The following is a 12,372-nucleotide window of genomic DNA, read 5'->3' on the forward strand; positions in this document are numbered from 1 at the left end:
ACGCCAGATGCAGCGCCACCAGCGACGACGAACACGCCGTGTCCACCGTCACCGCCGGCCCCTCGAACCCGAACACGTACGCCACACGCCCGGAGAAGACACTGCCCGCGTTGCCGTTCGCGAGCAGACCCTCGACCTCGTCCGGCGTCGCCGGCAGCCGGGAGGCGTAGTCGTGGTACATCAGGCCCGCGAACACGCCCGTGCGCGAACCGCGCAAGGACAGCGGATCGACCCCTGCCCGCTCCAGCGCCTCCCACGACGTCTCCAGCAGCAGCCGCTGCTGCGGATCCATCGCCAGCGCCTCACGCGGCGAGATCCCGAACAGCTCCGCGTCGAACTCGGCCGCGTCGTGCAGGAAACCGCCCTGCCGCGACGACGACTGGCCCGGCCCGTCCCCGAACAGGCCCGTCAGGTCCCAGCCGCGATCCACCGGGAAGCCCGACACACCCTCGCCGCCGGACGCCACCAGGTCCCACAGTGTCTCCGGCGAGTCCACCCCGCCGGGAAAGCGGCACCCCATCCCCACGATCGCGATCGGCTCGTGGTCCCGGGCCTCGACCTCGCGCAGCCGCTGACGGGTCTGGCGAAGGTCGGTGGTCAGCCGCTTGAGATACGTCAGAGTCTTGTCGTCAGTGGGCACGCGAATCCTGTCCCTTTGTCACCTGGGGCACGCCAAGGCCCGGCGTCAGCCCTTGAGTTCCCGATCGATGATCGCGAACATCGAGTCCAGTGAGGCGGAGTCGATGTCGTCGTTGTCCTGCTCGGTTCCCGTTGTGCTCGGTTCGTCGTCGAGGCGCGCCGTCATGGCCCGCAGTCGGTCACGCAGTTCCTTGCGCACCGTTCCGTCCTGTTCGGCCATCGCGAGAACGGCCGCCTCCAGCCGGTCCAGATCGGACAGGCTCGGCACCGCTCCGCCCTCGGCACGGTCGAACTCCGCGCACAGACGGGCGGCGAGATCCGCCACGGTCGGGTGGTCGAAGATGAGGGTGGCGGGCAGCTGCAACCCGGTGACGGTCTTCAGGCGGTTACGGAGATCCACGGCCGTGAGCGAGTCGAAGCCCAGTTCCTTGAACGCCCGTGACGCATCCACCGATCCGGCCGAGGCATGCCCCAGCACCCCGGCCACCTCGGCCAGCACCGCGTCCAGCACCATGCGGTCCCGTTCGACCGGGCCCAGCCCACGCAGCCGCTCCACGAAGCCGCTGCTGTCGGCGGCACCGGCACCGCCCGAAGCGGCCGCCTCCCAGCGCCGTCCCGTCGTCGGCACGAGGTTCCGCAGCAGGAACGGCACGTGACCGCTCGCCGGCGCGGAGAGGCGCAGGGCGACGGGGACGGCGTTCGGCTCGTCGACGACGAGCGCCGCGTCGAGGAGGGCCAGCCCCTCGCCCGTCTCCAGGGCCGGGAAGCCCTGCCGCGCGAGCCGCTCCAGCTCCGGTCCACCAAGGGTGCCGCCCATGCCGTCCGCGTGCGCCCACATGCCCCAGGCCAGCGACACAGCGGGGAGCCCCTGGGCACGGCGGGTGGCCGCGAGGGCGTCGAGGATGTTGTTCGCGGCGGAGTACGCGGCCTGACCGGCGTTGCCCACGACACCCGCGAACGAGGAGAAGAGAACGAAGGCGGACAGGTCACGGTCGGCCGTCAACTCATGCAGATGCAGCGCCGATTCCGCCTTCGCCCTCAGCACTCGGACCAGCCGCTCCTCAGTGAAGTCAGCGATCAGACCGTCATCGAGAACGCCCGCCGCGTGCACCACACCCGACAGTTCGACACCGTCCAGTACGGCAGCGAGCTCCGTACGGTCGGAGACATCGCACGCCCGCACAACGACTCGGCCACCCAACTCTTCGAGTTCCACCGCGAGTTCAGAGGCACCCGGAGCCTCCGGCCCGCGCCGGGAGACGAGCAGCAGATCCCGTACGCCGTGCTCGGTGACCAGGTGCCGGGAGACCTCCGCACCCAGACCACCCGTCCCGCCCGTGATCAGCACCGTTCCCTCGCCGGCCCACGGCGACGGCACCCGCAGCACGACCTTCCCCACATGCTCGGCCTGCCCCAGCAGACGCAACGCCTCCGGCGCCCGGGACAGTTCGTAGGAGGTCAGCTTCACCGGCCGCAGCGCGCCCTGCTCGAACAGGTCCAGCAGTGCGGCCCACATCTCGGCGATCCGGTCGGGGCCCGCGTCGATGAGGTCGAAGGCGGTGTAGTCGATCCCGTGCTCGGCCCGCACCTGCTCGGCGTCACGGATGTCGGTCTTGCCCATCTCCACGAACCGGCCGCCCGGCCGCACCAGCCGCAGCGAGGCGTCCACGAACTCACCCACAAGCGAGTCCAGCACCACGTCCACACCCGGCTGGAACCGCTCCTCGAACTCCGTCGTGCGCGAGGAGGTGATCCGCTCGTCCGCTACCCCCAGCTCACGCAGCACCGGCCACTCCCGCCCACTCGCCGTCCCGTACACCTCGCCGCCCAGGTGCTGGGCGAGCTGTACGGCAGCCATGCCGACACCACCCACCGCGGCGTGGATCAGCACGGACTCGCCTTCCTTGAGTCCGGCAAGGTCCACCAGGGCGTAGTACGCGGTCAGGAACACGATCGGTACGGACGCCGCCTGCTCGAACGACCACCCGTCCGGAATCCGCGCCAGCAACCGGGCGTCCGTGACGGCCGACGGGCCGAACGCCCCGTCCAGGAGGCCCATCACCCGGTCGCCGACCGCCAGGCCGGTCACCTCCGGGCCCACCTCCACGACCACACCGGCGCCCTCGTGACCGAGCCGACCGGCGTCACCGGGGTAGGTGCCCAGCACGTTCAGCACGTCACGGAAGTTCACACCCGCGGCGCGCACCGCCACCCGCACCTCACCGGCCCGCAGCGTTCGCTGCTCCTCGGTGATCACCGCGACGCCGTCCAGGCGGCCTTGCTCGGCGACCTCCACGCGCCACGACATCCCCGGAGCGACGGCCGGCGGTACCAGCAGACCGTCGCCAGCCATCGGTGTCAGGTGCGGGAACCAGATCTGCCCGTCGCGGACGGCGAGTTGGGGTTCCTCGCCGTGGGCGAGGTGGTGGGCGAGGGTCCGGTGGGAAGTAGGTTCGCCGTCCAGGTCGGCCAGGAGGAACCGGTCGGGGTGCTCGCTGATCGCGGACCGGACCAGGCCCCAGGCTCCCGCGCCGGTCAGATCGGTGCCGTGCGGGCTCGGGGCAGCTCCGGCCGGGACCGCGTCGTGGGTCGTGACGACCAGACGCGTTCCGGTCAGGCGCTCGTCCGCCAGGCAGCTCCGCATGGTCCCCAGGAGACCAGCAATCGGGCTGAGGACTTCACCAGAGTTGGCGGTGATCTCCGGCCGGGACGCGGTGCCGTCGATGCCACCGGTGCCTTCGGTGCCGTCGCGCTCGATGCCCGCTATCGGAACGATCACTACGTCGGGCGCCTCCGCGCCCGTGTCGATGGCGGCGATGAGGGCGCCGAGGTCATGGTGCCGGGTGATCGGAACGCCGGCGGCGGTCCACGGTTCCTCGGCGCGTGCGTCCGGTGAGAGCAGCACCCGGCGTTGTCCGAGGGTGGCTTCGTCGATGTCCGGAGTGGGGGCGGCGGGTGCCCAGGCCAGGCGGTACAGGTGGTCGACGCCGGCCGGCGTGCGCAGGGCGGCGGACACCGGGCGCAGCAGCAGGGACCGGACGGCGGCCACGGGGGTGCCGACGGCGTCGGCGACGCGCAGGGCCACCTCACCGTCGCCGGTCGGGTGGAGGTGGGCGCGCAGCGTCGTGGCACCGACGGCGGTAACGGACACGCCCGACCACAGGAACGGCAGGAGGGCCTCGCCTCCGTCCTCGCCCCCGGCGCGCAGGGCGAGCGCGTGCAGGACGCTGTCCAGCAGCGCCGGGTGCACCGCGTAGGCGGTGGCCTCGGTGGCGGCGGGCTCGGGCAGTACGGCCTCGGCGTAGAGGTCGTCGCCCTGGCGCCAGGCGCGGCTCAGTCCGCGGAAGGTGGGGCCGTAGTCGAGTCCGGCCGTGGCCAGCCGCTCGTGGAGGCCGTCCAGCGGCAGCGGTTCGGCGTCGGCCGGCGGCCAGGCGCGCAGGTCCCAGTCGGGCTCGGCCTGTGGGGTGGCGAGGGTGGCGGTGGCGTGCAGGGTCCAGGGTGTGTCGGCGGTCGCGTGCTCGGGGCGGGCGTGGATGCGCAGGGCGCGGGTCTCGTCGGCCTCGGGCGGTTCCACGGAGATCTGCACCTGTGCGGCGCCGCCCTCGGCGAGGACGAGCGGAGCGTGCAGGGTGAGGTCGGCGACCTGGTCGCGGCCGACCCGGGCACCGGCCTGGACGGCGAGTTCGAGCAGGGCCGTGCCGGGGACGACGACTCGTCCGGCGACCACGTGCTCGGCCAGCCAGGGGTGGCTGTCGGCGGACAGTCGTGAGGTGAGCAGCAGGGTGTCCGACCCGGCGACGGGCAGCGCCGCGCCGAGCAGCGGATGCCCGGGGTTGCCGAGGCCGAGGCTGTCGGCGGCGTGGGAGCGGCTGGGCCGCAGCCAGTACCGCTGCCGCTGGAAGGCGTACGTCGGCAGCGGGACGTGGCGGGCTCCGGATCCGGCGAGGACGGCGGCCCAGTCGACGTCGGCGCCCCGGACGAACAGCTCGGCCACGGCGCCGAGGAACGTCTCGGCCTCGGGCCTGCCCTTGCGGAGCACGGACACCGCCGAGCCCGCAGCTCCGGCTCCGGCTCCGGCTCCGGCTCCGGCTCCGGCTCCGGCTCCGGCTCCGGCTCCGATCAGGCTGGTCAGTACCGGATCGGGGCCGATCTCCAGCAGCCGGACGGCGCCTTCGGCCGTGACCGCCTCGGTTGCGGCCTCGTGGAACCGGACCGGCTGCCGGATCTGCCGCACCCAGTACCCGGCGCTCGTCCAGTCGCCGTCGGCGAGCGGGGCACCGCTGACGGTGCTGAGGGCCGTGCAGCGCGGGGTGCCGTAGTCGATCTGCTCGGCGACGGCGGCGAACTCGTCGAGCATCGGCTCCATGAGCGGCGAGTGGAAGGCGTGCGACACGCGCAGGCGGCTGACCCGGCGACCGCGCTCACGCACCCCCGCCATGACCCGCTCGACGCCTTCCTCGCTCCCCGACACCACCACGGCCGCCGGGCCGTTGACGACGGCGATCGACACATCCCCCGGGGTCAGCAGGTCGGTGATCTCCGCCTCGTCGGCCTCGACGGCGGCCATCGCGCCGCCCTCGGGCAGGGCCTGCATGAGACGGGCACGCGCGGCCACCAGCCGTACCGCGTCCGGGAGTTCGAAGACACCGGCCGCGAAGGCGGCGGCATACTCGCCGATGGAGTGACCCAGCACCACGTCCGGCGTCACACCCCACGAACGGAGCAACTCCACCGACGCGACCTGGACGGCGAACAAGGCCGCCTGCGCGTAACCGGTGCGATCGAGGAGAGCGGCGGCCTCGGAGCCCTCGTCGGCGAACAGGACATCCCGCAACGCAAGCGGGAAGCCCTCCGCGCCGGACAACTCGGCCTCCAGCAGACCGGCGACCTCGTCGAAGGCTTGGGCGAACCGGGGGTAGGCGGCGTGCAGTTCACGCCCCATGCCGAGGCGTTGGCTGCCCTGCCCGGTGAACATCCACGCCGTACGGCCCTCGGTGACGACACCCGTCACAGCAGGCATGGCGAGCCCCGACCGCAACGCGTCAGCATCACGCCCGAGGACCACCGCCCGGTGTTCCAGGGCGGCGCGGGTCGTGGCCAGCGACAGCCCGACGTCCACCGGGTCGAGTTCGCGAACGTCGAGGACCTGCGAGAGGCGCGCGAGCTGGTCGCGCAGGGCGCCCGCGCCACGGCCGGACACGGGCCACGGGACGACCGGGGGCGCCGTCACCGTGCGCTGCTGCGGCTCCTGGACGGCCGGGGCCTCTTCGAGGATGACGTGGGCGTTCGTGCCGCTGATGCCGAAGGACGACACACCCGCCCGACGCCGCCGGTCACCGCGCGGCCAGGCCCGCTCCCGCGTCAGCAGCCGTACGGCCCCGGAAGCCCAGTCGACGTGTGTCGAGGGCTCCTCGGCGTGCAGCGTGCGCGGCAGGGTCTCCTCCCGCAGCGCCATCACCATCTTCACCACGCTCGCCACGCCGGCCGCGGCCTGCGGGTGGCTGATGTTCGACTTGACCGAGCCGAGCCACAGGGGATCGTCGTCGGTCCTGGCCTGTCCATACGTCGCGAGCAGGGCCTGTGCCTCGATCGGGTCACCGAGTCGGGTGCCCGTGCCGTGGGCCTCGACCGCGTCCACGTCCTCGGGGCGAAGTCCGGCCGCCGCCAGCGCCTGCCGGATCACCCGCTGCTGCGACGGCCCGTTCGGGGCGGTGAGCCCGTTGGACGCGCCGTCCTGGTTGATCGCGCTGCCGCGTACCACCGCCAGAACGGGGTGGCCGTTGCGGAGCGCGTCGGAGAGGCGTTCGACGACGATGATGCCCGCGCCTTCGGACCAGCCGGTGCCGTCGGCGTCGTCGGCGAAGGACTTGCAGCGTCCGTCGCCTGCGAGGCCGCCTTGGCGGGCGAACTCCAGGAACATGCCCGGGTTGGCCATGACGGTGGCGCCACCGGCCAGAGCCATGTCGCACTCGCCGGAGCGCAGCGCCTGGCAGGCCAGGTGCAGGGCGACGAGCGCGGAGGAGCAGGCGGTGTCCACGGAGACGGCCGGGCCCTCCAGGCCAAGCAGGTACGACAGACGGCCGGAGGCGACGCTGGGGGTGCTGCCGGTGAGCAGGTAGCCCTCGGTCTCGGCGGTCGTCTCGTGGAGGTGGCCACCGTAGCCGTTGGCGGAGACCCCCGCGTAGACGCCCGTCGCCGTGCCCCGCAGTGAGGTCGGGTCGATGCCCGCGCGCTCCAGCGCCTCCCACGCGGTCTCCAGCAGCAGCCGCTGCTGCGGGTCCATCGCGAGGGCCTCGCGCGGGGAGATACCGAACAGTTCGGCGTCGAAGTCCCCGGCGTCCGCGACGAAGCCGCCGACGGCCGCGATGCCGTCGAGGGCACGGGTGTCCCAGCCGCGGTCGGACGGGATCGCAGTGATCGCGTCCTTGCCGGTGACGACCAGGTCCCAGAGGGCGTCGGGCGAGTCGGCGCCGCCCGGGAACCGGCAGCCGAGGCCCACGATCGCGATGGGGTCGTCGGCATCGGTGTGCGCGGCGGAACGGATCGTGCCGGCCGCGTCGGCCGGGTCGTCGTCGCCCAGCAGGTGGGTCCGCAGGTGCGCGACGAGGGCGCTGGGCGTGGGGTGGTCGAAGACGAGGGTCGCGGGCAAGGCGATGCCGGTGGCTCCGCGGAGCCGATTGCGCAGGTCTACGGCGGTGAGGGAGTCGAAGCCGAGGTCCTTGAAGGCGCGGTCCGGGTCGATCTGTGCGGGCGAGGCGTGTCCGAGGACCGCCGCGACCTGGGCGCGCACCGTGTCGAGCAGCAGGCGTTCCTGCGCGTCGGGCCGCAACCCGCGCAGCCGGTCGGCGAGTTCGCCGGCTCCGGTGCCGAGCGGGCGGCGGGCATCGCGACGGCGCCGGGCGGCGGGGACCAGATCGTGCAGGACACCGGGCAGGGTGTCGTGACCGGTCTCGGCGAGCGCGGGTACGCGCAGGGCGACGGGGACGGCGGTCGGTTCGTCGAGCAGCAGGGCGGCGTCGAGCAGGGCGAGGCCGTGGCCCGTCTCCAGTGCGGGGTAGCCCTGCCGGGCCATGCGGTCCAGCTCGGCCGCGTCCAGCGTCCCGCCCATGCCGCCGGCGATCGCCCACATGCCCCAGGCCAGCGACACCGCGGGCAGTCCCTCGGCGCGGCGGGCTGCCGCGAGGGCGTCCAGGGCGTTGTTCGCGGCGGCGTAGGCGGCCTGGCCCGGGTTGCCGACCACGCCGGCGAACGACGAGAACAGCACGAACGCGGACAGCCGCCGCCCACGCGTCAGTTCGTGCAGATGCCGGGCCGAGTCCGCCTTGGCGGCCAGGACGCGGGCCAGCCGCTGCGGGGTGAGGTCGGTGACGAGGCCGTCGTCGAGCACACCGGCCGCGTGCACGACGCCCGTCAGCTCCACCCCGTCGAGGACGGCGGCCAGCGCCTCACGATCAGCCGCATCGCACGCGGCCACCGCGACACGAGCTCCCAACTCCTCCAGTTCCGCAGTGAGTTCGGGGGCGCCCGGGGCGTCGGGTCCGCGCCGGGACACCAGCAGCAGGTCGCGCACCCCGTGAGCGGTGACCAGATGCCGGGCGACTTCCGCGCCCAGACCACCCGTCCCGCCCGTGATCAGCACCGTTCCCTCGCCGGCCCACGGCGACGGCACCGAGAGGACGACCTTGCCGACGTGCCTGGCCTGCCCCAGCAGGCGCAGTGCCTCCGGCGCCCGGGAGATCCCGTACGCGGTGACCGGGGCGGGCCGCAGGGCGCCGTGCTCGAACAGTTCCAGCAGCGCGGCGAACATCTCGGCGATCCGGTCGGGACCGGCGTCCATCAGGTCGAAGGAGCGGTACGACACTCCGTACTCGGCCCGGACCTCCTCCGCGTCGCGGATGTCGGTCTTGCCCATCTCCACGAAGCGGCCGCCCGGCCGCACCAGCCGCAGCGAGGCGTCCACGAACTCACCCGCCAGGGAGTCCAGCACCACGTCCACACCCGGCTGGAACCGCTCCTCGAACTTCGTCGTCCGGGACGAGGCGATCCGATCACCGGGGACGCCGAGGTCACGCACGACCGGCCACTTCGGCTCGCTCGCCGTCGCGTACACCTCGCCGCCCAAGTGCTGGGCCAGTTGCACAGCGGCCACGCCCACACCACCGGCAGCGGCATGGATCAGCACCGACTCCCCCGCCTCAAGTCCGGCCAGGTCCGTCAGGGCGTAGTAGGCGGTCAGGAACACGATCGGTACGGACGCCGCCTGCTCGAACGACCACCCGTCCGGCACCCGCGCCAGCAACCGGGCATCGGTGACGGCCAGCGGGCCGAACGCCCCGTCCAGCAGACCCATCACCCGGTCACCGACCTCCAGGCCGGTCACCTCCGCACCGACCTCCACGACCACACCGGCACCCTCGTGCCCGAGCCGGCCGGGGTCACCCGGATACATCCCGAGGACGTTCAGTACGTCACGGAAGTTCACCCCTGCTGCCCGCACGGCGACCCGTACCTCGCCGGATTCCAGGGGCCGTCGGTCCTCCGGAACGAGTGCGACGCCGTTGAGGCGTCCCTGGGCGACGACGTCCATCCGCCATCCGTCGCCCGATCCGGCGGGCGGCAGCAGCACGTCGTCGGTGACCGCCCGGACGAGGCGCGGGACACGGACAACGCCCTGGCGGACGAGCAGTTCGGGCTGGTCGGGGCAGTCGGCCAGGGCCCGGTAGGACTCCGGCGAGCCGTCGACGTCCGCGAGCCGGAAGCGGCCCGGGTGCTCGCCGGACGCCGAGCGGACCAGGCCCCAGACGGTCGCGCCGGCGAGGCCGGTGACGTCGTCGCTGACGGCTCGGGAGGTGACGAACACCAGGCGGGAGTCCGCGAGGCGGGGTTCGGCGAGCCAGCCCTGGACGAGCGCGAGGGTGGCGGAGGCCACGTCGGTGAGGGATCGGTCGTCCGTGGCGACGCGTGCGTAGACCGTGTGCGGCGCCGTGTCCCCGGCGTCGAGTGCCGAGGTGAGGGCGGCGAGGTCGGCGTGGGCGCGGGCGGGCGCCTCGGGCAGGGACTCGGGGTCGCCGAGCACCGTCCAGGTCGCGGTCGTTGCGGCCGTCGCAGTCGTCGCGGTCGATGCGGCCGTCGCAGTCGTCGCGGCCGTCGTGGTCCTCCCCGTCTCGGGCAGGGGCCGCCAGTCGACGCGGAACAGGCTGTCGCGGAAGGCGTTGTCGCCGGTGGTGAGCGCGCCGGGGGACAGTGGCCGCAGGGTCAGGCCGTCGGCGCGGGCGACCGGTTCGCCGGTCGAGTCGGCCACGTGCAGGGTGACGGTGTCGTCGCCGCGGCGTGAGATCCGGACGCGCAGAGCGGCGGCGCCGACGGCCGAGAGTTCGACGCCGGACCACAGGAACGGCAGCAGCGCGCCCGCGTCCTCGCGCTCCCACAGCCCCAGCGTGTGCAGGACGGCGTCCAGCAGGGCGGGGTGCACTCCGAATCCGTCGGCGCCGTCCGCCACGGATTCGGGCAGCGCGGCCTGGACGAACCAGTCGTCGCCGGCGCGCCAGACCTGTTCCAGGCCGCGGAACGCCGGGCCGTACGACAGTCCGGCCGTTCCCAACCGCTCGTACAGGCCGTCCAGTTCGACGGGTTCGGCGCCCTGTGGGGGCCAGGCCCGCAGGTCCCCCACCTCGTCCGAGGGCTCGCTCGCGGCCAGGACGCCTGAGGCGTGCACCGTCCAGGGGTCGTCGGTGGCGGTTTCGGGGCGGCCGTAGACGTACAGCTGCCGGCGGCCGTCGGTGCCGGGGGCCTCGACGCCGAGCTGGATCTGTAGGGCGCTCGTGTCGGGGAGGACGAGCGGGGCGTGGAGGGTGAGTTCGTCGACGCGGTCGAGGCCGACGCGTTCGCCGGCGGCCAGCGCCAGTTCGAGCACGGCGGTGCCCGGCAGGATGACCGAGCCCGCCACGGCGTGGTCGGCGAGCCAGGGCTGGTCGGTGGTGGACAGCCGGGACGTGAGGAGGACGGCGTCCGATCCGGCGACGGGCACGGCGGCGCCGAGCAGCGGGTGTCCGGTGACGCCGAGGCCGAGGTCACCGGCGGCCACGGTGGCGCGCGGCGCGTCGAGCCAGTAGCGGCGGCGCTGGAATGCGTATGTCGGCAGGGGTACCTCACGCGCGCCCGTGCCGGCGAAGACGGCGGCCCAGTCGACCAGGGTGCCGCGGACGAAGAGTTCGGCGACGGCCCGCAGCAGGGTCTCCGCTTCGGGGCGGTCCCGGCGCAGGCTCGCCGCGGCGGGTACGTCACCGGCGAGCGCGGTCAGGACGGGGTCGGGGCCGATCTCCAGGAAGCGGCCGGCGCCTTGGGTCCGGGCCGCGGTGAAGGCGTCGTGGAAGCGGACGGGGCGGACGATCTGGTCGGCCCAGTAGGCGGGGGTCGTCCAGTCGTCCTCGCCCAGCGGGGCGCCGGTCACGCTGCTGACGGCGGGGACCTGCGGGGTGCGGTAGGTGATCTCGGCCGCGGCCTCGGTGAACTCGGCGAGGACGGGGTCCATCAGCGGTGAGTGGAACGCGTGCGACACCCGCAGACGGGTCGCCCGGCGGCCTTCCTCGCGGGCCTGCTCGACCACGGCGTCCACGGCGGTCGCGGTGCCCGAGACGACCACTGACGTGGGTCCGTTGACGGCCGCGAGCACCGCGCCGTCCGGAAGCCGACCGGTCAGGTCCGCCTCGGTGGCCTCCACGGCGGCCATGGCTCCGCCCTCGGGCAGTGCCCGCATCAGGCGGGCGCGGGCCGCGACCAGCCGTACCGCGTCGGGCAGGTCGAAGACTCCGGCCGTGTACGCTGCGGCGAACTCGCCCACCGAGTGGCCCAGTACGGTCTCCGGGGCCATCCCCCACGACCGCAGCAGCGCGACCAGCGCCACCTGCACCGCGAACAGCGCCGGCTGCGCGTATCCGGTGCTGTCCAGCAGACCGGCGTCGTCCGCGAAGAGGGCGTCCTTGAGGGGTGTTTCGAAGCCGAGCCGTGCGTCCAGCAGCCCGCACACCTCGTCCAGCGCGGCGGCGAACGCGGGGTGGGTGTCGTACAGTTCCCGTCCCATGCCCGCCCGTTGGCTGCCCTGGCCGGTGAACATCCATGCCGTACGGCCGTCGGTGACGGACCCGGTGATGCCGGGCTCCGCGAGCTGTGCGCGCAGGGCGTCCAGGTCGGGACCGAGCAGGACGGCACGGTGTTCCAGCACGGCCCGTGTCGTGGCGAGGGACAGGCCGGTGTCCAGCGGGTCCGCGTCCAGGGGAGCCAGCTGGGCGAGTTGGGCGCGCAGTGCCTCGGCCGAGCGGGCCGAGACCACCCACGGCACCGTCGGCAGCGGGTGCTCCGGTCGCGGTGGGGCCGCTGGACGCGGGGCCGGGGCCTCTTCGATGACGACGTGGGCGTTGGTGCCGCTGATACCGAACGACGACACACCTGCCCGGCGCGGACGCCCGCCCTGCGGCCAGGCCCGCTCCTCGGTCAGCAGCCGCACCGCACCCGACTCCCAGTCCACATGGGAGGACGGCTCCTCGGCGTGCAAAGTGCGCGGCAGGCGCTCCGCGCCCAGCGCCATCACCATCTTCATCACACCGGCCACACCGGCGGCCGCCTGGGTGTGCCCGAGGTTGGACTTCACGGACCCCAGCCACAGCGGCTCGCCGTCACCGTCGCGTGCCTGCCCGTAGGTGGCGAGGAGGGCCTGCGCCTCGATGGGATCGCCGA

At 73.6% G+C, this 12,372-nt stretch carries 2 protein-coding genes; both read right to left on the minus strand.

Annotation, left to right across the window (positions count from 1 at the left end; all coding sequences use genetic code 11):
• Window positions 1-640: beta-ketoacyl synthase N-terminal-like domain-containing protein (locus IE262_RS38925; RefSeq protein WP_189880358.1), on the minus strand; the 640-nt coding region annotated here is incomplete at its 3' end.
• Between the two features lie 45 nt (window positions 641-685).
• Window positions 686-12,372: type I polyketide synthase (locus tag IE262_RS38930; protein ID WP_189880360.1), on the minus strand; the 11,687-nt coding region annotated here is incomplete at its 5' end.

The sequence above is a fragment of the Streptomyces bluensis genome (genome assembly GCF_014650715.1).
Taxonomy (GTDB): Bacteria; Actinomycetota; Actinomycetes; order Streptomycetales; family Streptomycetaceae; genus Streptomyces; species Streptomyces bluensis.